The organism is Rhizobium sp. BK313, from assembly GCF_014193655.1.
Taxonomy (GTDB): domain Bacteria; phylum Pseudomonadota; class Alphaproteobacteria; order Rhizobiales; family Rhizobiaceae; genus Rhizobium.
The window spans coordinates 23,232-48,309 of record NZ_JACHZQ010000012.1 but is presented as its reverse complement, the minus strand read 5'-3'; the positions used below and the strand labels follow the sequence as shown (position 1 = coordinate 48,309).

Below are 25,078 nucleotides of genomic sequence, written 5' to 3'. Positions count from 1 at the left end.
CGGCTGCGCATCAAAGAGGACCTTCCAATGAAACTTCTGAACGTCGCCGCGGCCCTAGCCGCCATTCTGGGCATCACCAGCCCCGCCGTCGCCGAAACAGCCCCGGCCCGCAACGTGGTGCTCGTCCACGGCGCCTTCGCCGGCCCTTCAAGCTGGAACAAGGTTGCCGGTATTCTGCGCAAGAAAGGCTTCAGGGTTTCCGAGGTCGCCATCCCTCTCACCTCTCTAGACGCCGACATCGCCGCGACAAAAAGGGTACTAGCGGCACAGAAGGGGCCGACAGTTCTGGTCGGGCACTCCTGGGGAGGTGTGGTGATCGGCGAAGCCGGCGATAGTCCCAAGGTGAAGGCGCTGGTTTATGTGGCGGCCTTCGCGCCCGACAAGGGCGAGAGCGTCCAGGCACTATCGAGCAACGGCCCGCCCACCGAGGGACTGAAAGCGGTGCACGCAGACGCCAAGGGCTTCCTGTCGATTGATCCGCAGGCATTCCCCCGTGTATTTGTCGGCGACGTCCCAGCCGCTGAAGGCGCCGCGCTGGCCAAGGTACAGATGCCGATCAGCGCCGCGGCGTTTGGTGCCAAGGCCAGCATCGCCGCCTGGCACGACAAGCCCACCTACTACGCAATCTCCGGCAATGACATGATGTTGCCGCCTCAGGCTGAGGGGTTCTTTGCGCAGCGCATGAAGGCCAAGACCGTGACGATCCCGTCGAGCCATGCTTCACCGGTTTCCCACTCAAAAGAGGTGGCAGCGCTTATCGAAGAGGCCGCAAAGGGAAAGTGATCTCCATATAGACCGGCAATGAGCCTTGGGTAGATCATGCCCATTGGCTCATTGCCAGGAAACCATGGCAGCTTTGTCCTGCACGATCAGACTTTTCACGCTGCCTTCCGCCTCGGAACACCCGATCAAAACGCCATGCGATCGTCTTTCCCGCTACCGCCAAACAGACGGTTTTCTCGAGCATCTGGAGAATGACATGACCGAAATCAACGCTGCGGCGATCCGCGACAGCGTCGCGCTGGAATCAGCGCCCACCCAGTATGTCGAAGGCGACGGCATCCGCTTCGCCTATCGTCGCCTCGGCCCATCGACCGGAACTCCGCTGGTCTTTCTGCAACACTTCTCGGGCAATATTGACGCCTGGGATCCCGCCGTCGTGAATGCTCTTGCTAGCGATCGCCCGGTGATCGTTTTCGACAATGCTGGCGTCGGTTGTTCCACTGGCCAAACGCCTGACAATGTTGCGGCGATGGCCCGCGACGCGGTTACCTTGATCGATGCACTCGGCCTTTCCGAAGTTGACCTGCTGGGCTTTTCCCTCGGCGGCTGCGTTGCTCAGCAGATCGCCGCCGACCAGAAGCCCCTCGTCCGCAAGCTTGTTCTCGCCGGCACCGCGCCGCACGGCGGGGAGGAACACCTCCTATCAGTTCTACAGGAAGCCTTTTCCAAACAAGCGCCGGACGTGCGGCTGCCTTTGTTCTTCACGAAGTCAACCGCCAGCCAAGCAGCCGGTAAGGCGTTTCTGGATCGGGTTTACGCTCGGAAGGAAGATCGGGACGTCGAGAGCGACAATAGCGTGACTGATCCGCAGGCCATGGCGCTGATCAGCTGGTGCGCCACCCCTGATCCCGAGCACGTACTGTTGCGTGCCATTCGGCAGCCTACTCTTGTGGTCTGCGGCAGCAACGACACCATGCTGCCTGCTGACAATGCCTATACGATGTTCAAAGCCATGAGCAACGCGCACTTGATACTCTATCCCGACTCCGGCCACGGCGCTTTTTTTCAGCACCATCAGGCTTTTGTCAGCCACGTCCGCACCTTCCTCGACGGTTAAATGAGAACGCAATCGGCCCGGTCCATACATGAACGACCGAGCGAGCGGTCTCGCCCGAGTAGAAATTCTATCTTTTGCCGTGTGCGGGAGTAAAAAATGAACGAAACAATAGATGAGCGTCTTGATGCGGAATTCGCACGCGAGGTCGAAGAAAACCAACTTCAACTTCGCGGCGCTCTTCGAGCCACTTATGATTTCATCGTCTGCGGTTCTGGATCGTCTGGTTCTGTCGTCGCGCGGCGATTGGCCGAAAATTCAGACGTCTCGGTGCTGCTGATCGAGGCTGGCGGAAGTGACAGCGCCACCGAGGTACAGATAGCGGCGGCGTGGCCGCTTAATCTGGGGAGTGCGCGCGATTGGGCTTTCAATGCATTGCCCAATCCGTATCTCAACGGGCGGTCGCTCCCGATGAGTATGGGCAAGGTGCTGGGTGGAGGATCAAGCATCAACGTTATGCTTTGGGTCCGCGGCCATAAGAGCGACTGGGATTATTTTGCCGCCGAGGCAGGCGATCCTGCCTGGAGCTATGAATCCGTTCTGGGCATTTACCGCGAGATCGAGAACTGGCAGGGCGCACCCGATCCGGCCCGCCGCGGGCAGGATGGTCTCTTGTACGTAACGCCCCCGCTTGATCCACACCCCGTGGCGGCTGCGATGCTCGATGCGGCCAGCGAGCTCGATATTCCCGTCTTCGACGATTTGAACGGCGCCATGATGGAAGGCTCCGGGGGCGCTTCCTATTTCAACTTGCGAATTCGCGATGGCAAACGGCAATCGATCTTCCGATCCTACACTTTTCCGCTGATGAACCAGCCGAATCTCACGGTACTGACGGGAACTTTGGTCACCCGCGTAATCATCGACCGAGGAGCAGCGGTTGGCGTGGAGTGTATCCGCGACGGTCGGACTCAACGCTTCCTCGCGTCGCAGGAGGTGATCCTGTCCCTGGGTGCGATCCAGACTCCCAAGGTACTGATGCAGTCAGGTATCGGCGACGCCAAAGTGCTGACATCTCTCGGCATTCCGGTGGTCCAAGATCTTCCTGGAGTAGGCGCCAATTTCCAGGACCACGTCATGGTCTCAAGTTGCATTTGGGAATATCCAGACCCGTTACCCCCTCACGATAATGGTGGCGAAGCAACTATCTTCGCCAGGAGCACGTCGGAATTGGACAGTCCGGATATCCAATTGCTACAAATCCAATTCCCGGTCGCCACGCCCGAACTCGCGGCGCGTTACCCTGTGCAAGCCGGCTCATGGGGAATATTTCCAGCCCTGCTACGCCCGCACAGCGTTGGCCGCCTGCGCCTCACAGGTGCCAAGCCGGAAGATCCAATCCTGATCGACTCGCAGATCCTGTCCGATCCGGCAGACCTGATCGCATTGCGGCGATGCGTGGAGCTTGCTCGCGAGGTTGGCAACTCCCAGGCTCTTGAGAGTTTTGTGAAGCGGGAGGTCATGCCGCACACACGCTCCTCTGCCGACATCGATAATTTCATCCGCGACGGCCTGACGACCGTTTGGCATCAGAGCTGCACTGCCAAGATGGGGCAGGACGATATGTCTGTCGTGGATGGCCGCCTTAAGGTTTACGGCGTCGACAGGCTCCGTATCGCAGATGCTTCCGTGATGCCGCGGGTTCCCTTGGCCAACACCATGGCTCCCAGCGTCATCATCGGGGAGCAGGCAAGCAGGGCAATCGTGCGCGAGCGGCGCCTATAGCCATCCTGTGTTGAGGCGCAGGCTCAGCGGAATAGAACATCGCGAGCCCATTCCCACGCGGCAGGTACGCGCTGTGCAGTTAACTTGCTTGATTAAAAGGCATATCGACATGATTAAAAATTCTCCTATATCTGCAGACTTGCAGGACCTCGGTACGCTTGATGCCTTATCGGAATTTTTTTGGGCAACGGAGGCCACCTTCAGTCGATTGGCATTGCTAGTGGCCGAATTGAACGGAACACGTGATCACGCTCAGTGGTCTGAGGCAGTGCAGACCGTCATCTCCCGCTACCCTTTGATGTCTGCAAGCATCAGGAAGACTCCAGGCCAGCGACCCGTTTTCGTCCGATCACAGCTGACCGATCCAATCTGCGAGTTCCGGTGTTCCCAAGACTTGGATCTTGATCTGTTGATCGCTTGCCAGCTCGGTCAATCTTTCGGCCTAGGTGAAGATCGTCTCTATCGTTTTGTGATCATAGAGCATACCGACCGAACGGTTGTGATTTTTGTCGGCCATCATGCCGCGTTCGACGGTCGCACGAATATTTTGATAATGGGCGATCTCCTTCGAGCGAGGAAAGGCCAAATGACTGCCGTTCGTTTGCTACCGCCAACTCGCAGTGAACTACTCGGGTTACCAGCGCCATCGCCTTTTTATGACGAGTTGATGGCGCCGTCCGACGAATCAAAATCGGATCACACCGACGGTTTGAAGTAAAGAATTCGAAATGTACTTTGAATATCTACTTATTTATACGTTTTCCAGGCATTCCGACTAATTACAATGGATTAATGGTCCATTGATTTATATATTTGAAGTCAAGCGCAAATTTATTATCATGGTCGAGACACGATGAGGGTTTCGAGGCATGCCAATATCAGTTGCGTTTGTTGATGATCATCCAATTTTGCTCGAAGGTCTCGTCAGTATTTATTCCGGAAAGGATGATCTTTTTATTTCCGCTCAGGGCGAAAATGCAGTGGATGCGTTAAGGATCGCCGAGGAGCATCGTCCCGACGTTCTCGTCCTCGACCTTAATATGCCCGGCGACGCGATCGCGGCCATTGAAGTGATCATACGGAATTATCATTCGACCAGGATCATCGTCTTTACGGCGGCATCGAATATCGACACCGCCATTCGCGTACTCGATCTCGGTGTCAATGGTTATGTGCTCAAGGGGAGCACAGCGAGGGATTTGCACGAGGCGATCAGGATCGTTCATAGCGGCAACACCTTCATCACGCCGGGCTTCGCGACCAAGGTGATCCTGTCGATGAAAGCAGCTGAAATGCGTCGCAAGACTCAGGTTCAGAAGCAATTGAGCGCTCGCGAGGAGCAAATCGTCCGCTACCTGATGATGGGAAAGACGAACCGGGAGATTGCCCGGATGTTGGATATCAGCGAGAAGACGGTCAAACATTACATGACGCTGTTGATGCAGAAGCTTGATGCGCGCAATCGTCTGGAAGTCGTGCTCGCTGCGCAGAAATTGGACGTTTCCCCGGAATTTGCTGGCGTCGACGCGAGCGTACGCTTCAACTAGATTTGATCATAAGCTTCGGCCGCCGGCAGTGAGGCGATGACAAAGGTTCCGTTTTGGCGTCTGACGGTGCGCATGCATCCTCCGAAGGCATGTATTCGCCGCTTTTGGGTAAGCTTGCCGAGCTTGATCCGTTCGAGATTGCCCGTTGGCAAGGAATCTGATGAATTACCAATATCGGCAACGCTGATAAAGATCCGGCTTCCGTGTTTGGCGTAGCGAAGACAGAGCCGGTTGCGGGGCGCATGACGATGCGCATTCATCAGAGCCTCCTGCACGAAGCGATAAGCACAGATGTTGAGATGGGACATCAGGCGGGTCTCGTCGATCTCGCCCTCCATGTCGACCGGCGTCCCCACCAAATTCGTATGCCGCGCAATCGCCAGGCGGATGGTTTCGCTGAGACAGAGCCCTGTCAGCTCGGGGAGCACGAGACCCGTGGAGATATTGCGAAGATCATCGAGGACTTGCGTCGTCAGCGTTGCCAGTCTGTCGAGATTTTCCTTCAGCGGCCCATCGACAAGCCCGGATATAAGATCGCTCAATCGCAATTGTATGAGCGTCAGCACCTGTACTGGCCCGTCATGAAGTTCACCGCCAATCTGGTCGAGGATTTTCTCATTAAGCTTGCCCGCCTCCATTCGCGCATGTTCGGCGCCTATTCGCAGATTCTTGTTCTGCCTCGAAAGATTGAGGGCACGCCTCAGACTGTTCCGCAGGGCTTCATGCTGACGGTCGATAAGCTGACTGCCCCGCCGCACGAGCAGATAGAGAGCTGCGAGCATCGGTATCGTCACAGTTCCGACGATCAGCAAGGTCGATTCCCATGCGGTTGTCAGTTCGGATGACAGATATTCCGGCTCCTCATAAAATTCGCCGACCAGAACGATGGTACCGGAGGAATCGCGAACCAGCGGCGCATACACTTCTATGTACATCGCTGCTCGCTCGCCGTCGTCGTAGGGGTGCTTTTCTCCTTCTGTCGTGCGAGATACGACGATTTCGTCGCCCAGCGCTTGCTTAAGCTCGGGAAAGATCACCGGCTTTTCGATGGAACTGCCCGATGTCGAATAGAATAGGCTTCCATCGCTGTTCCATATCTTGATCTCCCGGACATGCTGCCCAAGCGCGCTGCTACCCAGCAATTCCTGAAGCCTGTCGCGGGCCTCCGGAGAAATGCGCCCGTCGCGCCAATCGCCTTTTTCGATAAGCGGAGCGACGAAAGTCTGCAAATAGCGGGCGCCAACCGTACCAACACCTTTCAGGGCCGCGCGCTCGAGACTGTTAGTGGTCCAGACGCCGAGCAAAAACATCAGGGCAACGACCACGATGGATGCGATGACAATGAACTGCGTCTCCAGGCGCAGGACGCGAAATTGTCTGGACAGCGAGCCAAGAAGGGTCCCATTTCGTCTATTGAGGGCGGCTGCAAAATCAGGTGCATCTGTCATCATATATGCCTTGTCATTGTTCCGAGGCTGACATGGGCTGTTTTAGGAAAGAGGCGTCAGCTTTGCTTGCCCAGCAACTTCTGCGCCGCCAGAGCGATTTCCACTCGATTTCTCGCGTTCATTTTCATCAGGATATTGGATACGTGAAATTTCACGGTCCGGAGTTGGATACCCGTCGATTCGGCGATGTGCTTGTTGCTCGAGCCCTCGCCGAGAAGCCGGAATATCTGCTGTTCCCGGGGCGATAACATGCCAAACTGCTGCGGAGTATCGCGCTGCTGCGACTGCGATTTCATGGCATTGAAAAGCAGTGCGCCGGCCTTTGGGTCGAGATAGGTCTCGTTCCTGCCGATTGCGGCCAGGGCGGCGATGAGGTCGGGCGCCGCGATGCCCTTCAGTATATACCCCACCGCGCCGGCCTCGAGAGCTTGCAGGACATCGTCCTCGTCTTCAGAGACGGTGAGCATGACAATCTTGACAGCCGGCCAGCGTGCGTGGATTTCCCGCGCGGCTGCAATACCGTTTCCTGGCATCGAAATGTCGAGAAGAGCGATCGACGGCGCTAGCGTCGCGACCAGCGAAATCGTCTCTTCCTTCGAGGCTCCTTCGCCGACGACCTCGATCTCACCATGGTCGGCCAACGCTTGCAGGACGCCTTTGCGGAAGAGTGCATGATCGTCAACAAGTATGAGAGATGCCGCTTTCCCCATTCAGAATTCCCACCTCCAAATCGAAACTCATTTTCAAGTGCGCTCCCCGACCGGCCCGACGTTCGAACGAGAGCCTGCCTCCAAGGCTTTCGATCCTTTGACGCAAACCATGTATGCCCATACCGGGATTGGATGTTACATCGGTCGTGCCTCGCGACCGACCGCTGTCATGGACGGAAACCTCCATCTTGCGCGTATCGATCCGACATCGAACCTGCTGCCCATTGCCATCGGCATGACGATAGGCGTTGTTGAGGCCCTCCTGTATGAAACGGTAGAGGCATGTTTTTATGGCTGCCGGCAGCTCGATGTCTGTACCGGCCGGTTTGAACTCCACGATCGTACGGGTTCGAGCCTCATGCAGTTTGATGGCTCTCATGAGGATTGCTTCGGCGTGCAGGTGTTCGATTTCGGGAAGCACCAGGGCTTTGGCGATGATACGGATTTCGGTGAGGGCACTATCAAGTGCGTCCGCCAAAGTCGCCAAGGCAGCCTTTCGACGAGGAGCGGTTCTAGCCGTGCGAACCTGCTCGATCTGAAGCATCGCAAAGCCAAGCATCTGCGAAGGACCGTCGTGCAGGTCGGCCCCGATACTGCGAATGAATTTCTCGTTGAGATTTGCAAGTTCCAAAGATGCGACGCGTGCGCGGTTTCTCAGCTCCGATATTTCCGATGAAATTGCCTCGGCCTCTTCAGCACGCTGTATCAAATGCCGCCGCTGCAGCTCTATCGTCCGGCTCCCACGCTGCACGATGCCGAAAAGGCAGGCCATCAAAAAAGCCGATACAAGCGCCACGGCTCCCCAACTTGTCCACTGCAACCGAGCCGCCTCCTCCGCCAGCACGGCTTCGTGAATTTCAGCAACGGCGATAATCCGTCCCGTAGAATGATCTCGGAGGGGACTGTAAATCTCCAGATAGCGTGTGTGAAAATTACGCAATGTGTGTTCGGGCGCAGTGAGATCCGCGTGATAGACGGCTACTTCACCCGACAGCGCCTGGGTTAACCCGAGCGGCGGATTGAAGTGGCGGCTTATCAGCTCTTTTGAAAGGGAATAGGCAACCGTTCCATTCGGCGTCCATATTTCCAGATGCGGAAAACGCTCCCGAAAGGCAGGATCGGCCAGCAGATTGTCGAGTTGGGCGATGTCCTGCGGCGGCAGGGTCTTCGCCGTTGCCAACTCCTGCACGATCGGCTCCGTCATGCTTTGCACGAAAAGGGCGGCGGCGCTCGCCTTGTTGCGGACAGCGCTGCCGGTGGTGATTTCGGAAATCAGATGGCCTGCGACCAGTGTTGCAAACAGGATGAGGACGCCGCTTGCTGCCAGAAATTGCATCGAGAGGGTTTGTGCCCTGAACCAGGCGAGCAGAGACCAGACCCCCGGTCGCGGCCGCTGTGATATCCGCTCCATGGCGTGAACGGTAGCAGTCGGCATTTCGACCATATTGAACAAGGCCCTCCCCGCGCGAGTCAACGGCCAATGATCGCAACATATTAGGGAAAATGAAAGCCCCGTCGATCCTGGCCGAAAGACGGGCCGGGAACTGACCTTTAGGCCAGTTTCCACCGTGTCTGCCGGACAAGGTCAGCGCTACCAAAGACGGATCGAAGCCGGGACGAAAATCGAAAACATCGTCGGACCATCCGCCGTTTCCTCATCGCCGCATTTGCGTGAGGATGACTCCACGGCGGAATGTTGCTGGAGAGGGGGACGATCCAGATCGCACGTAAAATGACCGGCCGGCGCCGCAAAGGCGTCTTGGGCCGAATGGCGAAGCTTTGACAGCGCACGGACGATGCCGCGCGACCAGCACTAGGGGGATATCATGGTACAGATCAACAAACACGACCTTACTTTCATCCTGAAGCAGATCAAGATTGCCGAAGCCAATTCGGCCGGCACGGCCTTGACCGAGATCTATGTCGACGACGCCGGCAATGTCGTTCCGGCCGGGACGCCTGGTGCGGTCCTTGCCATCAGCCACCCCCTGGCGCCCTATGGTCTGCGTACCGTCGATGGCAGCTACAACAATCTCATCGAGGGACGCGAACAATGGGGTGCTGCCGACAATCCTTTCCCGCATGTCGCCGACCCTTCGTATCGCGATGAGGACGACGATGCGATGCCGTTTCCGGGCTATGTCGGGCCTGATGCGACAATTCCGGATGCCAGCGGGCCATTGGTCGACCAGAACAACGACTACGGCACGCCGGGAAGCGTCGTCGATGCCGATCCGCGCATCATTTCGAACCTGATCGTCGATCAGACGCTCGACAACCCCGCTGCGATTTACGCGGCGCTGACCTATGCGGGCTATTCCGGTGCCGCTCTCAACACCGCGCTGACTGCCATAGTTCAGGCCAAGAACGCACTTGATACGGCGGTGACGAACGCCGGCACCGGTGCCGGATCGATTCCGGCTCTCCAGGCTGCCGTGACCGCGGCTCAGCTGGCGTCGGATAACGCGCAATCCCTTGCGATTGCCGCGAACGCGCAGGCCGCAGCCGATCAGGCAGCCTATGATGCTGCGCAGGCCGAGGTCGCTACCGCCACTCAGGGCCGGGACGCCGCGCTCGCAGCCTACACCGGTCTGTTGACGGATGCGGTGCCCAACGGAAGTCAGCTGGCGGAAATCGACGCGGCCCTTTCCGCATTCACGACCGCACAGGCGCTCTTGGAGCAGGAACAGGCGGAAGTCGCACCGCTGGGTGTCGCCGCCACTGCATCCGCGGAGGCCGCAGGCACGGCCACTGCGCAGGCCGCGGCCGCGGCACAGACGCTTTCGACCGCGCAGCAGGCGCTGCTCGACGCACAGAATGCGAATTCGGGAGCAGTTGCGGCCATCGCGGCAGCGCAAACCGCGCTGGATACGCTGCTTTCCACACACGGCGTCGAGATGGAAGGCAATTCCGTCATCATTCCGAACGTGTCGCCCGATGAAGGTCTGTCGGCGCCATACAACTCGTGGTTCACGCTCTTCGGCCAGTTCTTCGATCATGGTCTGGATCTGGTCGCAAAGCAGGGCGGCACCGTCTATATCCCGTTGCAACCGGACGATCCGCTCTACAATCCCGCAAGTCCGCGCACCAATTTCATGGTGCTAACCCGCACCACGCCTGATGCCGACAACCTGACCACCCCATGGGTGGATCAGAACCAGACCTACACCTCGAATGCGTCGCATCAGATGTTTCTGCGCGAATATGCCATGGTCGACGGCAAGCCGTTGGCGACCGGTATGCTGCTGCAGGGCGATCGCGGACTTGCGACCTGGGCTGACGTCAAAGAGCAGGCCGCGACCATGCTCGGCTTCAACCTGACGGACGCCGATGTCGGCAACGTTCCGCTTTTCGCAGTCGATGACTACGGCGAATTCATTCGCGGTCCGAACGGCTTCCCGCAGCTCGTCATTGGCCTTGGCGCCGACAACGCCTTCGGCACGGTCGATGACGTTCTCCTCGAAGGTAACCCAACGGCCAATGGCGGCATCGGGGTAACCATTCCTGCCACGGCCTTCCGCACGGGCCATGCCTTCCTCGACGACATCGCGCACAGCGCAAAGACCGTCAACGATCGCGGCCAGGTGCTGACCGCCGACGCCGACGACGCCGTTGGGCTAGCTGCTGGGACGCTCGTCTACGACGACGAGCTTCTCGACGCGCACTACATCACCGGCGACGGACGCGGTAACGAAAACATCGGTCTTTCGGCTGTCCACCATATTTTCCATTCCGAGCACAACAATATGGTCGAGCAGGTGAAGGAGCAGGCGCTTGCGTCCGGCGATCTGGCCTTCCTCAACGAATGGCTACGCGTCGATGTGGCGGTGATGCCGACCGATCCGGCTGCGATCGCCGCGCTGCAATGGGACGGCGAGCGCCTTTTCCAGGCGGCGCGCTTCACGACCGAGATGCAGTATCAGCACCTCGTTTTCGAGGAGTTCGCCCGCAAGGTGCAGCCTGATGTCGACGCCTTCGTCTTCAACCCGAGCACCGACATCAATCCGGCGATTTTCGCGGAATTCGCGCATGTCGTCTATCGGTTTGGGCACTCGATGCTGCGCGAGCAGGTCGCCGCGACCAATCCCGACGGCAGCGATGCGAGTCTCGATCTCTTCGATGCTTTCCTCAATCCATTGGCCTTCGGTTCCGAAACGATCGACCACGACGCGGCGGCCGGCGCGATCGTGCGCGGCATGACCAACCAAGTCGGTAACGAGATCGACGAATTCGTAACCCATGTGCTGCGCAACCAGCTTGTCGGCATTCCGCTCGATCTCGCGGCCATCAACATTGCGCGTGGTCGCGATGCCGGCATTCCGTCCCTTAACGAGGCACGCGCTCAGTTCAAGGAGGCCGCAAGTGGCGATACGCAGCTCGATCCCTACGAAAACTGGATCGATTTCGCGCTTAACCTGAAGAACCCGGCGTCGATCGTGAACTTCATCGCCGCCTACGGCACGCATGCTTCGCTTGCGAGTGCGGCAACCGTCGACGCCAAGCGCGATGCAGCCACCAAGCTCGTGTTCGGCGACGCTTCGCTCGACGAAGCGGATCGGCAGGACTTCCTCAACGGACGCAACAGCTATGCCAGCAATCTCGGCGGGCTCAATCTCGTCGATCTTTGGGTCGGCGGCCTTGCCGAAAAGAAGATGGCCTTCGGCGGTATGCTGGGCTCCACCTTCTCCTTCATCTTCGAACTACAGCTCGAAAACCTGCAGAATGCTGACCGCTTCTACTATCTGTCGCGCGTTCAGGGCCTGAATTTCCTGAACGAGCTGGAAAACAACTCCTTTGCCAAGATGGTGCTGAACAACACCGATCTCGGCGAGAGCGGCTATGCCGTACCGGGCGATATCTTCTCGGTGCCCGACCATGTGCTCTACATGGATCATGCCATGCAGAATGCCTTTGATTACGAAGACCCGCAGCAGGAAGATCCCTTCCTCGAGGTCCTCTCACCGATGGTCGAACGTCGCGATGCGGCCGGTAATCTGATCAATCCCGTCGACAACCCGGCGGCCGTCACAAGCTATATCCGCATCAACAGCAACGACCATGTGCTGATCCAGGGCACCAACAGTGCCGACCACATCGTCGCCGGCGGCGGTGACGACTCCGTCTGGGGCCGCGGCGGCAACGACCGGATCGAAGCCGGCTACGGCGTCGACAAGATCCATGGCGGCGAAGGCGACGACATTATCACCAACAACGGCACCGATATCGGCGAAGTCGATATGCTGCACGGCGAAGACGGCAACGACGTCATTCACGGCGGCTCGGGCTTGGCTTTGATCTTCGGCAACAAGGGCCAGGACTTCATCATCACCGGCCCTGACGGCAAGGAAGCTTTCGGCGGCGAGGGCAACGATTTCATCCTCGGCGGCGATGGCGGGGACTTCCTGCTCGGCAATGAAGGCGACGACTGGCTCGAAGGTGGCAACGGCTTCGACACCACCGCCGGCGACAATTCCGAGCTGTTCTTCAATTCGACGATCATCGGGCACGACGTCATGTTCGCCGGTGAGAACGAGCACGATTTCGACGCCGAATCCGGCGACGACATCATGGTCCAGGGCGAAAGCGTCATGCGCAATGAAGGCATGCTCGGCTACGACTGGTCGATCCACAAGGGCAACAGCCAGGCCGCGGACTCGGACCTGACGACGCCGATCTTCACCACCGACGAGCAGGATATCCTGCGCGACCGCTTCGATGCGGTCGAGGCGCTGTCCGGTTGGGAGAAGGACGACCGCCTCTGGGGCGACAACCGCGGCGATCTGAACGGGGAAGGCGAAATTGAAGGCAATCCCAATCTTGCAGGTGCAGAAAACACGATGGTGGGCCATGAGTTGACCCAGGCCGGCGTCGATCGCATCAGCGGGTTGCGCGCCGTTCTGGGCGACTGGGTCGCGGCAGCACCGGCCGATCCCGCTGTCGATCGCGAGAAGATAATCGCTTTCGACGACGGAAACATCCTGCTTGGCGGCGGCGGCGACGACACGATCGAGGGTCGTGGCGGCAATGACGTCATCGATGGCGACGCCTGGCTTAACGTTCGGATCAGCATCCGTGACACCAACGGCGTCCAGCTTGCCACCGTCGACAGCATGGCGGCGACCATCAGCGTGCCGCCGAACCATCCCTACTACTCGGCCTGGAACGGCAAGACGCTGCAGACACTGATGCTCTCGGGCGCGATCAATCCCGTGCAGCTCAATATCGTCCGCGAAATTCTCGATGGCGAACAGGCAGGGGATATCGACACCGCCGTCTATTGGGACGACCGGACGAATTACAGCTTCTCGACGGGCGCAGACGGTACGCTTCTGGTTTCGCATACCGGCTTCGACACTGCGAATGTGCCCGCTGGCGCGAACAATGTGTCCGATGGTCTCGATAAGCTGCGTAACATCGAACGGCTGCAGTTCGCAGATGGTGCGCTCAACGTGATCACCGGTACGGCCGGAAATAATACGGGGGCGACGGCCTTGAACGGTACGGCCGGGGATGACCTCATCATGGGGCTTGCCGGCAATGACACGCTCAACGGCAACGGCGGAAACGACATCCTGATCGGCGGTGCCGGCAACGATGCACTGAACGGCGGTGCTGGCGACGATACCTACGCGTTCGGTGTTGCTGACGGGACGGATACGATCACCGAAAGCAGCGGCACGGACCGGATCACCATCATGGGTGGGGCACTGACCGGGCTCAGCTTCTCCGAGACCACCACCGGCGCTGGAAACGACAACCTCGTCATCCAGTTCAACGGTCAGCAGATCACGGTGACCGATCATTTCGAGACTACGGGTGAAACAGTCGAATTCATCAACCTCGACGGCAGCACGTATGAAGGCTACGCCTTTGCCGGCGACTACGCGATCAGCACGGACGATAACGGCGACCGCACCGCGGCGGCGGGCGTCAATACGGTCCTTGCCGGAACGACTGCCGGGGACACGCTGCTCGGCGATACCGGTGACGACCTGCTATTCGGCAACGGCGGTAATGACGACCTCGATGGCGGCGCTGGCGATGACCTCCTGGTCGGTGGCACAGGCAGCGACGAGATGGTCGGTGGTCTTGGCGCTGATACGATGGTTGGTGGCGCCGACAGCGACACCTACACCGTCGACGATGCTGGCGATGTGGTCGTTGAAGCGACAGGGGGCGGCACTACCGATACCGTCGAAACCACGCTTGCCGCCTACACGCTGACGGCCAATGTCGAGAACCTGACCTATACCGGCGCCGGCGCTTTTGCCGGAACCGGAAACGACCTCGCAAACCGCATAGAGGGCGGGGCAGGGGTCGACACGCTGACCGGTCTTGGCGGCAACGACACCTATGTCGTGACGGCGGGTGACATCGTGGTCGAGGCCGCGAACGGTGGCACCGACACTATCCAGTCGGCGGCAAGCTATGTGCTTGGCGCCGAGCTTGAAAACCTCACGCTCACCGGCAACGCCGTCATCGACGGAACGGGCAACGGCCTGAACAACGTGATCGCGGGCAATACCGCCGCAAACCAGCTCTTTGGCGGCGCGGGCAACGACACCATCGATGGCGGCGACGGCAGCGACCTCATCGACGGCGGCATTGGCAACGATACGCTGAACGGCGGCGGTGGCAACGATACCGATACTATCATCGGGGGCGCAGGCAACGACGTGATCGATGTCAGCAACGGCAACGATGTCGTCGTCTACAATGCCGCCGGCTTCGGCAACGACACCATCAACAGCTTCGATGCAGCCGGCGGGACGGCAACGACCCAGGATCGTATCGACCTTAGCGCGCTCGGTATCACGGTGGCGAATTTTGCTTCGAGAGTGACGATCGAAGATGTGGTCGACGCCGGAACCGATGACACGCGCGTTACGGTCCGCGATGCGGCCAATGCCGTGATCGGCACGATCTTCATCGAAGAAGTGGATGGCCTTGATATCACCGCCAGCGACTTCGTTCTGGCCACGACGTCTGCCCCTATCGGGGGGGCGACCGCCGGCAACAACAACCTCAATGGTGGTGCCGGCAACGATACGATCGATGCCCTTGCGGGCAACGATACGGTGAATGGCAATGCCGGCAATGACACGATCGTCGGCAATCTCGGCAACGACACCATCAATGCCGGCGCGGGCGACGACACGATTATCTGGAACGCCAATGCAACCGGCGCCACGGACGGCAGGGATCTCGTCAACGGTGGAACGGAAACGACTGTTGGTGACACCTTCGTCGTCAACGGCAATGCCTCCGCCGAAACCTACCGCATTTACACACGGGCGGCTTGGGACGCGGTGCCGGGTAACGTGCTAAGCAGCCTGAATGCTGCGACGGAAATCGTGATCACTCGAAACGGCACGAACAATGCGGCAATCATTGCCGAGCTGACCGAGATCGAGGAAATCCGCATCAACGGTGCCGACCCCGCCGGGGCTGGGACTGCGGGTAACGACAGTTTCGAACTGATCGGCGATTTCTCCGGCACGCATCTGCGCCTGAACACCGTCACCATCGATGGCGACCAGGGCGACGATACGATCGACATCTCGGCGCTGACCTCGGCTCATCGTATCGTCTTCCGTTCGAACGGCGGCAACGACACGGTCGTCGGAACGCTGCGACCACAAGATGTTATCGAACTTCCGGCGGGCACGACGCTCGACGAATACACGATCAGCGAAACCGGCGGCGTGAAGACCATGACGAACGGGACGCACACCATCACCTTCGTCAGCGAGGGAATGCCGACTTTCCAGGATGAGAATGGAGAGGCTGAGGACGAAGACGACGATCATCCCAACGACGGCGACAGCGATGTCGAAGACAGTGATGATCCGAACGAGGGAACAGGCGGTTCCGACGATGAGGATGACGTCGATGAAAATGGAGGCAATGCGCCTGCGCCAATCGCCGCCCGGACGCTTGTAGGAACAGCCGGCAGCGACGTTCTGCTGGGCGCAGCGGCAGTCGATACGATCCTTGCCGGAGCAGGCGCCGACATCCTGGTGGGCGAGGAAGGCGACGACATCCTGCGTGGCGAGGATGGCGACGACGTCGTATCCGCCGGCGGCGGGGTCGATGTTGTCTCGGGGGGCACCGGAGACGATGAAATCCATGGCGGCGACGGCAATGACATGCTGTTCGGCAATGCCGGCAAGGACATGATCTATGGCGACGAGGGCAACGACATCGTCGAGGGCGGCGCTGATGACGACCAGATCTGGTCAGGTGCGGGCAACGACACCGTTCTAGCCACCAATGGCGACGGCAACGATCTCTATTGGGGTGGCGATGGCAGCGACACCTTGGACTATGCTGCCGCAACCGCCAATCTGACGGTCGATATCGGCAGCGGCTACATGCAGCGCGGCAGCGTGTCCGGCAGCGGAACCGGAACTGACGTGACCTATGGTTTCGAGAATTTCGTCGGCGGCTCCGGCCATGACGTGATTACGGCGTCGGTCGCTGCCAATGTCATCGACGGCGGTCTTGGAGATGATGTCTTCCGATTTACCTCGGTGGCGGCGGCTCAGGGCGATAAGATCTATGGCTTCCAGCCCGGCGACAAGATCGATTTCTCGCAGATCGATGCGGATACGGGCACGGCGGGCAACCAGCACTTCACCCTTGCCGCGGGCGCTACGCTCACGGCGGCGGGCCAGATCGTCGTCACGCACGATACCGTCAACGGCGAGGAACTCACCACGATCCGAGGCAATGTGGACGGCGATCCGGACGCGGACTTCGAACTGTTGTTGACCGGCACGCACAACCTCAAAGCCGCCGACTTCAACGGCGTCTCTTAAAGACGGGAACCGAGTCCCATGGCCTGCCCCGGCGGCCATGGGACCGAGTTTTGACGAGGGACGGAGGGTATCATGGTCAGGAAGAAAGCAGCGCCGCAACACAAGATCGAGGGTCTGCGCGGCATTTTTGTCTATCTGTTCGGATTGTCCGGCATCATCAACATCCTTGCGCTTACGGGCGCGTTCTACATGCTGCAAATCTACGATCGTGCGCTGACGAGCGGCAGCCTCTCGACGCTCCTCGCCTTGTCGGTCCTTGCGATCGGCCTCTACCTGTTTCAAGGGATCTTCGACATCATGCGCTCGCAGATCCTGGTGAGGCTGGGGGCGAGGATCGATACGCAACTTGCGCCGCTGGCCCATGAAGTCGTCATCGAGATGCCGCGTTACGGCTATTCCACAGCGGAAGCGGCCGAGCGCGGCCGCGATGTCGATACGCTGCGGGGGTTCCTAGCCGGCCAAGGCCCCGTCGCCCTCTTCGATCTACCCTGGATACCTGTCTATCTCGTCTTCGTCTGGCTGCTGCATCCCATGCTGGGCATGTTGACGCTCGGCGGAGCGCTCGTCCTCGCGATGTTGACGCTTGTGGCGGAGTTACTCACCCGTCACCACGCGCAATCGATGATCAAGGTGTCCGTGACCCGCAATTCGGTGATGGACTCCAATGCGCGCAACAGCGATGTGCTCCATGCCATGGGCATGACGCGTCGAGCCGTCGAGCGCTTCGAGCGGGCAAACACACGGCATCTCGAATGTCAGACCAAGACGTCGGATATCGGCGGCACTTTGTCTGGCCTTTCGAAGGTGCTGCGCATGATGCTGCAGTCGGCGATCCTGGGGCTAGGTGCATACCTTGCCATACGCGGGGATCTCTCCGCCGGCTCCATCATCGCCTCGTCCATCGTGACGGCGCGAGCCTTGGCGCCGGTCGATCAGGCGATTGCTCAATGGAAGGGCGTGGTCGCAGCCCGACGCAGCTATCGCCGGGTGAACGAAACGCTTGCGGTCCTGAAGGACAAGACGGGCGTTATCGATCTTCCGGCACCACAGCACAGCTTGACGGTCGACAATATCACCACCGTCGCTCCGGCCAGCGGTGCCGTTCTCGTGAGCGAGGTCAGTCTGGAACTCAAAGCCGGCCAGGCATTGGGACTTATCGGGCCGAGCGGCGGCGGCAAGACCACTCTCGCCCGCAGCATTCTCGGCATCTGGCCGGTGCTGCGCGGCTCGATCCGTATCGACGGCGCAGATCTCCGGCAATGGCCTGAAAGCTTCTACCGCGATCATGTTGGTTATCTTCCGCAGGACGTGGCGTTGATGGATGGCACGATCGCCGACAATATTTCGCGCTTTGCCGAGATTCCGGATGCCCGGAAGATCATCCAGGCCGCAAAGACCGCCGGCATCCATGAAATGGTCGTGCATCTCCGGGACGGCTATCAGACCGAGCTCGGTCCGCACGGCACGGCGCTTTCGGCCGGCCAGCGCCAGCGCATCGCGCTCGCGCGCGCGCTGTATGGTGATCCCTTCCTGATCATCCTGGACGAGCCGAACTCCAATCTCGACGCCGAAGGCGAAGAAGCGCTGACCAAGGCGATCACGGCGGTGCGCGAACGCGGGGGCATCGTCGTGATCGTCGCTCACCGGCCAAGCGCGCTGCAGGCGGTCGACATGGTCGGGCTCGTGCAGGGAGGACGGCTGACGGCCTTTGGTCCCAAGGAGCAGATCATCCAGCCGCCAAAGGCGCGTCCGCTCGTGGTCGAAAAGACGACAGGCATCGAGCGCCAAAAGTCGATGGTCGGCGAGTAACAAGGAACCGGGCGAGGGGAGGCCGCAATGGACAAGAAGCTGGTTCTGGAGTTGCCGGACGCACAGGCGGCGATCGCTCCCTTGACGAAATATCAAATTGCCGAGGGGAAGGAGAGGCGCAGGACCACGCTGCTCTTTCCGGTCGTCCTTTTGGGAGCGTTGGGCGCCGTCTTAGGCAAGATGCAGGCAGATCAGCCCGAGGTTGAAAAGCAGGCGCCCGCAGAGCCGGAAAATCCCGCGGCAGCTGTCGAAGAGACGAGTTCGGATATCGAGGTGATCGAAGAGGTTGCCGCATTTCTTCACGAAATGGCAGCGCAATCGATATTCGGTGGAATTGAAGAAGACCGTGAGAAGCGCCTTGCTTCCGTTCGCGTCGGCTTTGCCGATACCGGCGGCCTCGCGGCCGACAGCCGCACGTTCCGGGCAGGCAACGCCAACGACAACGATCTCGGCGTCATCGATCGCAGCGATAGTTTCGAATTCCCGCCGATCGGCTCGCAAGGCGGTGGCTCGCATCCGCCAGTCCAGGGTCCGAGGACCGGCTTACCCGGTGGCGATAAGACGCCGGCGAGCGGCGTTGGACTGTTTGAGCCGCCGATCGGAGACGGCGAAAGTCCGTTCCCAACCGTTGCCGAAGACGACGGGGATGATGCGCCGCTGCGCGTCAACCGCTTTCCATATGTGCTTGGGAGGACTCTCCTCGCCAATGGGCTGATGAATCTCTCCGTTATCATTATGCTGGACGATCTCCTGGCAATGACGCGCGATCCGGACGGAGACACACTGGCGGTAAAGAACCTCGGCGTCTCTAGTGGTACGATCCGAGCCTATGGCGACAACGCATGGATATACACGCCCGAGCGCGGTTACGTCGGCGAGGTAAGCTTTTCCTACGGTGTTTCCGATGGCCATGGCACGGTCGCTACAAAGGCGTTCCTAAACCTCCTCAAGCATCCGCCGCGCGAACTGATGGGCACGAGCGACGACGACATGCTGCTTGGGACGCCGCAGGAAGACATCATTGTCGGGCTTGACGGCAACGACACGATCCATGGCCGGGAATCGGACGACATTCTTGTTGCCGGTGACGGGGACGACCACGTGATCGGCGGCGATGGTAACGATGTGCTCTATGGCGACGACGGGCATGATCACCTCTTTGGCGGCAAGGGAAACGATGTCCTTTTTGGCGGGGAGGGGAACGACCAGCTCTTCGGTGATGAGGGTGATGACATCCTGATCGCGGGGGCGGGCGATGACGTCCTTCATGGCGGCAGCGGCGCGGACCAGCTCTTCGGCGATAGCGGCAACGACATGCTCTACGGAGAAGCGGGTAACGATCTTCTCGACGGCGGCGGTGGACACGATGTGCTGGTCGGCGGCGGTGGCGACGATGCAGTGGTGGCCGGCGCCGGTGACGATATGCTTCTGGCGGGTCTTGCCGGCGAAGAAGCGCGGGGCGCCGGAGTGCAACCCTCGGACGGAAATGATGTCTATTCCGGCGGCGAGGGCTTTGACCTCCTCGATGCCGCAGCCGCGACGAATGCGGTCACCATAGACCTCAGCGCCGGGACGGCAGTCGGCGAGGATATCGGCAGCGACAGGCTGGACGGTATCGAGGGCGCCGTCGGTGGCGCCAGCGCGGATGTGCTGACGGGCAATGCGGAGGCAAATAATTTTGACGGAGCAGCCGGCGACGATGTGCTGACGGGCGGGGACGGGGACGATGTCATAGCCGGCGGCGCGGGTGACGACATCGTGGTGGCCACCGCCCGAGATAGCGGCGATTGCGACGGTGATCATGATGACGGCGACGATGTTTATTCGGGGGGAGAGGGTTTCGATACGCTCGACCTGACTGCACTGGTTCAGGAAGTCCTCGCGGATCTTGAAGCCGAATTTGCCGATGGCGCGGAAATCGGTTCGGATCGCGTCCATGGCTTCGAAGCAGTTCTTGGCGGCAATGACGATGATTTGCTTCGCGGTAACGCCCAGGCTAACCTTCTTGCCGGCGGGGACGGCGATGACAGGCTCAGCGGCCGTGGCGGCGACGACATATTGATTGGAGGCGCTGGCGACGATGTTGCCTGGGGCGATGCCGGAAACGACACCGTCATCGTCGCGGTGGTTGCCGCTGGGGAGGGCGGCAATGACGGCGCGGATCGCTATGACGGCGGAGAGGGGTGCGACACCTATGACGCTTCCGATCTTTTGCAGGCTGTCGTCATCGATCTCGATCGCGGCACGGCAACGGGCTGCGATATCGGCATCGATCAGCTCGAAAGCATAGAAGCGGCAATCGGCGGGAGCGGGGCAGACACGATCGTTGCCAGCAATGCCGTCAACTTCCTTGCCGGCGGCGGCGACGCCGACGTCTTTGTTTTCCGCAGCGTGGAAGCCATTGTGAATGAAGAGCGCGGGCGCGACGAAATCAGGGATTTCGGCGTCGGCGACCGGATCGATCTGTCCGAATTGGCATCCGGTGTGGGCGGCCTCGTCTTTCGAAGCCTGCTGGAACAGGCCGACGAAGCCCATGTTAAAAGCGTGACCTTCTATCATCAAAAATTCGATGACGGCGAGCGGACAGTCGTGAAGGCAATCATAGACCTGGAGCGGGATCAGGACATCGAGATCCTGCTCTATGGACGTCACGAACTGACGGAACAGGACTTCATTCTCGCGGCACTTGAATCCGTTGCCGATGAGCCGACCGGCCGTGGCTGAAATACGTGTTAACGATCTTGGGGGCCTGATTATGGAAGAGAACAATCGCACGAAACCGAGGGACCAGTTCGGCATCTCCGCCAGGGTATGCTTTTCCGCGGTACTTGCCGGGGCTTTGGTCTTCGGCGTCGGGGGATGGGCAGCGCAAGCCAAACTCTCGGGAGCTGTCATCGCGCAGGGGCAGGTTATCGTCTCGCAGCAGGTCAAAATGATCCAGCATCGCGATGGCGGCATCGTCTCCGAAATCCTGGTTCGCAATGGCGATGCCGTCCGCAAGGGCGACGTGCTCCTGAGGCTCGACGAAACGCAGACCCGCGTGGAACTGGCAATCGTCCAAACACAGTTGCAGCAGCTTATGGGAATGGGCGCCCGGCTGGCAGCGGAGCGCGATGGAGCGGATCGCATCGATTTTTCCGGCTGGCACCTGCCGCCGGCGTTGATCGCAAGTGAGACCAAATTGTTCGAAGAAAATCGCCGGATGCTCTCGAATCAGCGCGAGCAACTCCGCCTGCAAGCGGCTCAGTTGCAGGAGCAGGTCAAAGGATTTCAGGCGCAGGGAGAATCGAACGATCGCGAAGGTGCGATCGTCAAACAGGAACTGGCAAAGATGGAGCGCCTGCTGAAAAACGGGCTTGTGCCCATCTCCCAACAGCGCGATCTGCTCCGCCAGATGGCTCGTATCGACGGGGCGAGAGGGGAACTCGCCGCCCGTATCGCCGAGGCCGAAGGTCAGATCAGCGAGACGCAGATGAAACTTCTGTCCATCGATCAGAATACGCGAAAGGAAGCGCAAACGGAGATCGTCGGCATCGAATCGAAAATCGCCGAGCTGCGAGAGCGCGAAGTGGCGGCTCGTGATCGGCTGTCGCGCATGGAGGTTCGCGCGCCGGTCGATGGCTTGGTCTACGACGTCCAGATCCACACCATCGGCGGTATCATCGGCGCCGGCGCGACGGTCATGTCCATTGCGCCGCAGAGCGAGGACATGAACGTAGAAATTCGTGTTGCCCCTGTCGATATCGACCGGATTGCGCCAGGACTGTCGGCGCGCATGCGGTTTACGGCGTTCAATCAACGCACGACACCGGAAGTGAACGGCAGTGTCGAGGTCGTCGCGGCCGCTACGACCGTCGACCGAGCGACAGGTCAGCCTTTCTATCTTGCAACGCTGTCGCTGGATGATGTTACAGAGCTGGGCAGCCGGGAACTCATGCCGGGAATGCCGGTCGAGGTTTACGTGCAGACCGAGGAGCGCAGCGCCCTATCTTATCTGACAAAGCCGTTTACCGACCAAATGATGCGCGCCTTCCGAGAGGACTAGACATAGTTTGGTCGCGGGCAGTTTGTCAGAACGTTCAGCCGGGCTGGTCGTTCGACTATGACAAGCCCTTGCATGGCGATGTCACCTTAACTTGAATTCAGTTGCGCGGGAGACGTTCTGCCTTGAGGATTGATCTCAGGCCGGGGCTCCGGCCGCAGCTATCCATTCTCCGATCGCATGGATGCGGTGAATGCGGTTTTGGAATGCGGAGCGTTGCGCGCGGGGTGGGACGAAGAGGTTACGGACAGCGGAGAAGACAGAGACGAAGCGCTGAAGGCCTCCCGGTGATCGAAAGCCTTGCATCATCCGCTGCCGTTTTCGCAACGGCACATGAGAATTCTCGGCCCGGTTGTTCAGACCCTTGTGGGATCGGTGTTGGACGTGCGGCATGACCTGTCGCCGAGCTGCTCCATAGGAGCGCAACTTGTCACTGATCAACCGCTTCGGTGCAATACCCTGCTTCTTCAGAAGGCGGGTCAGTAATCGTCTAGCAGCCTTGGTATTGCGGCGGTTCTGGACGATTTCGTCAAGCACATACCCGTCTTGATCGACGGCCCGCCATAGCCAGTGTTTCCTGCCGGCAATGGTGATGACGACCTCGTCCAGATGCCACACATCATTCCCGCTGGGCTTCTTGCGGCTAAGGCGACGCGCATAATCCGGGCCGAATTTCTTCCCCACCGGCGGATCGTTTCATAGGACACGACAATGCCGCGCTCCAGCAGCAATTCCTCGACAAGGCGCAGGCTCAGCGGAAACCGAAAGTAGAGCCAGACCGCGTGGGCGATGATGTGGGGTGGGAAGCGATGGCGCTTGTAGCTGACTGGCGAAGTGTTCATGCTCGCGCGTCTATCGCAGCCGCTCCTTACAAGGAATTACCGTGACATCGCCCAGCGGAGATTACATCCGTCTGGCGGCTTTTGATCGCCCGGTATCTGAGGCAAGACCTCACCTGTAAAAGTATTGTAAAAGTATTGCTTTTTGATGTAAACTGCCTCCTAACAAGGAGCGTTGACATGGCGAGAGCAAAGACATTTTCGTTGGGTGACAACTATGATGGCATCCTATCCGACCTCGTGAAAAATGGGCGCTTCGGTACGGAAACCGAAGCTGTGCGTGCCGGCATCCGCATGCTGGCCGACTACGAAATCAAGATGCGTTCGCTTCGTAACGACATTCAGGCGGCAGATGCTGAAATCGATGCTGGTCTTGGCAAGCGGTACGCCAATGGTAGGGACTTGTTCAATGACGTGATGAACGAAGGCTGAGACGATTAACACGAAAGCACTTGTTATCGCTCCGCTTGCTCTCGCCGACTTGCGAGGCATCCGACGCTACATCGCCGAGAGCAGCCCGCACTATGCGCTGGAGTTCCTTGCTGATCTAACCGCAAAAATATCCTGGATCGCGGAAGTGGATTTCACGGGCTCTCCGCGCGACCATATTTCGGAAGGTTTGCGCGCTTACCCTTATCGGCAGCGATGCATTTATTACCGATCTTATCCTGACAGGATTGTGGTTCTCCGCGTCATGCATGGCGCGCGAGATATCAAACCCCAGGACTTCGAATTCTAGATTCACGGAAATTTTGTGGATATACCTGACTGCCCGTGGGAACCATGCGTGGCGCTCTTGAGATCCCATGCCCTACCAAGTGTCGGAATCGGCGCGGGTGTCGGCCGTGGCGGCTTCGGGGACAGTCGATGTGGCAATTATGTATGCGCCCCAACATCGCCCGGCCTCAAAATCGATTTGCTCATGGAAGAAAAGCTTGTGCTTGCGACAACCGACTCCGGAGCGGAGGGTGCCGAGGTGGCTAGCTACATTTACATGGATTGGGGGGCGGATTTCGTGCTACATCACGATCTCAATTTCTCGGATGTCACACCCTACCTTTCCTTCGATCTCGGTTCCTTGGCGCTTAGCTATGTTCTTGCGAGCGGCGGCTCCGGCTATTTCAGGATGAGCGCGGAGGAGCATACAGCGGCGGGGCAACTCCACCTCGTGCTCGACATGCCGCAGTACTCCTACCCGGTTTACGCGGTTGAAATCTGCAAATGCTGACGAGAGCGTTGTGGCCCTTGCCCTGGTGGGGTTACTCGCCCTATCCGAGGACAACATGGCGGCCTGCAGCCA

The 25,078-nt window shown here is 59.4% G+C and carries 15 protein-coding genes and 1 pseudogene; 12 read left to right on the top strand and 4 right to left on the bottom strand.

Features of this window, described 5'->3' with window-relative positions; translation table 11 throughout:
- The first annotated feature begins 27 nt into the window (after positions 1-27).
- The 5 genes from FHT86_RS35505 to FHT86_RS35485 all read left to right on the top strand — a co-directional run bounded on the left by FHT86_RS35505 (position 28) and on the right by FHT86_RS35485 (position 5,109).
- Positions 28-783: an alpha/beta fold hydrolase gene (locus tag FHT86_RS35505; protein ID WP_133704466.1), complete on the top strand. Its 756-nt coding sequence runs from the start codon at positions 28-30 to the stop codon at positions 781-783.
- Positions 784-979: 196 nt separating this feature from the next.
- Positions 980-1,840, top strand: a complete 861-nt coding sequence (locus FHT86_RS35500) for an alpha/beta fold hydrolase (protein WP_133704465.1) — start codon at positions 980-982, stop codon at positions 1,838-1,840.
- A 96-nt stretch (positions 1,841-1,936) separates the two neighbouring features.
- Positions 1,937-3,562: a GMC family oxidoreductase gene (locus FHT86_RS35495; RefSeq protein WP_133704464.1), complete on the top strand. Its 1,626-nt coding sequence runs from the start codon at positions 1,937-1,939 to the stop codon at positions 3,560-3,562.
- A gap of 109 nt (positions 3,563-3,671) precedes the next feature.
- Entirely contained in the window at positions 3,672-4,280 is a 609-nt protein-coding gene (locus FHT86_RS35490; protein ID WP_133704463.1) for a hypothetical protein, read from the top strand.
- 151 nt (positions 4,281-4,431) lie between these two features.
- Positions 4,432-5,109 carry a response regulator gene (locus FHT86_RS35485; RefSeq protein WP_133704462.1) on the top strand — a complete coding sequence of 226 codons (678 nt, stop codon included), beginning with the start codon at positions 4,432-4,434 and terminating at the stop codon, positions 5,107-5,109.
- Here the strand turns inward: FHT86_RS35485 and FHT86_RS35480 are convergent.
- Genes FHT86_RS35480 through FHT86_RS35470 form a run of 3 tightly spaced genes read right to left on the bottom strand, consistent with a single transcriptional unit; the run spans position 5,106 to position 8,471 of the window.
- A complete protein-coding gene (locus FHT86_RS35480; protein ID WP_246779819.1) occupies positions 5,106-6,557 on the bottom strand; it encodes a sensor histidine kinase in 1,452 nt (483 codons plus the stop codon). The genes FHT86_RS35485 and FHT86_RS35480 overlap by 4 nt on opposite strands.
- Before the next feature lie 56 nt (positions 6,558-6,613).
- Entirely contained in the window at positions 6,614-7,267 is a 654-nt protein-coding gene (locus tag FHT86_RS35475; RefSeq protein ID WP_133704460.1) for a response regulator, read from the bottom strand.
- Positions 7,236-8,471 carry a sensor histidine kinase gene (locus FHT86_RS35470; protein ID WP_166656684.1) on the bottom strand — a complete coding sequence of 412 codons (1,236 nt, stop codon included), beginning with the start codon at positions 8,469-8,471 and terminating at the stop codon, positions 7,236-7,238. Before FHT86_RS35470 ends, FHT86_RS35475 begins: the two co-directional genes overlap by 32 nt.
- A gap of 622 nt (positions 8,472-9,093) precedes the next feature.
- On the opposite strand from FHT86_RS35470, the gene FHT86_RS35465 reads away from it, so the two are divergent.
- The 4 genes from FHT86_RS35465 to FHT86_RS35450 all read left to right on the top strand — a co-directional run bounded on the left by FHT86_RS35465 (position 9,094) and on the right by FHT86_RS35450 (position 22,942).
- Positions 9,094-17,088, top strand: coding sequence for a peroxidase family protein (locus FHT86_RS35465; RefSeq protein ID WP_133704458.1), 7,995 nt, complete (start codon positions 9,094-9,096; stop codon positions 17,086-17,088).
- A gap of 72 nt (positions 17,089-17,160) precedes the next feature.
- Entirely contained in the window at positions 17,161-18,897 is a 1,737-nt protein-coding gene (locus FHT86_RS35460) for a type I secretion system permease/ATPase (RefSeq protein WP_133704457.1), read from the top strand.
- Between the two features lie 27 nt (positions 18,898-18,924).
- A complete protein-coding gene (locus FHT86_RS35455) occupies positions 18,925-21,621 on the top strand; it encodes a cadherin-like domain-containing protein (RefSeq protein WP_133704456.1) in 2,697 nt (898 codons plus the stop codon).
- A gap of 31 nt (positions 21,622-21,652) precedes the next feature.
- Complete coding sequence (locus tag FHT86_RS35450; protein WP_246779818.1) at positions 21,653-22,942, top strand: HlyD family type I secretion periplasmic adaptor subunit; 1,290 nt, start codon at positions 21,653-21,655, stop codon at positions 22,940-22,942.
- Positions 22,943-23,077: 135 nt separating this feature from the next.
- Here the strand turns inward: FHT86_RS35450 and FHT86_RS35445 are convergent.
- A pseudogene (locus FHT86_RS35445) lies at positions 23,078-23,781 on the bottom strand (IS6 family transposase).
- A gap of 177 nt (positions 23,782-23,958) precedes the next feature.
- On the opposite strand from FHT86_RS35445, the gene FHT86_RS35440 reads away from it, so the two are divergent.
- The 3 genes from FHT86_RS35440 (at position 23,959) to FHT86_RS35430 (ending at position 25,006) form a co-directional block, all read left to right on the top strand.
- Positions 23,959-24,210, top strand: a complete 252-nt coding sequence (locus FHT86_RS35440; protein ID WP_133704454.1) for a type II toxin-antitoxin system ParD family antitoxin — start codon at positions 23,959-23,961, stop codon at positions 24,208-24,210.
- A gap of 4 nt (positions 24,211-24,214) precedes the next feature.
- Entirely contained in the window at positions 24,215-24,517 is a 303-nt protein-coding gene (locus tag FHT86_RS35435) for a type II toxin-antitoxin system RelE/ParE family toxin (protein WP_133704504.1), read from the top strand.
- Positions 24,518-24,700: 183 nt separating this feature from the next.
- Entirely contained in the window at positions 24,701-25,006 is a 306-nt protein-coding gene (locus FHT86_RS35430) for a hypothetical protein (RefSeq protein ID WP_246779817.1), read from the top strand.
- The last annotated feature ends 72 nt before the right edge of the window (positions 25,007-25,078 follow it).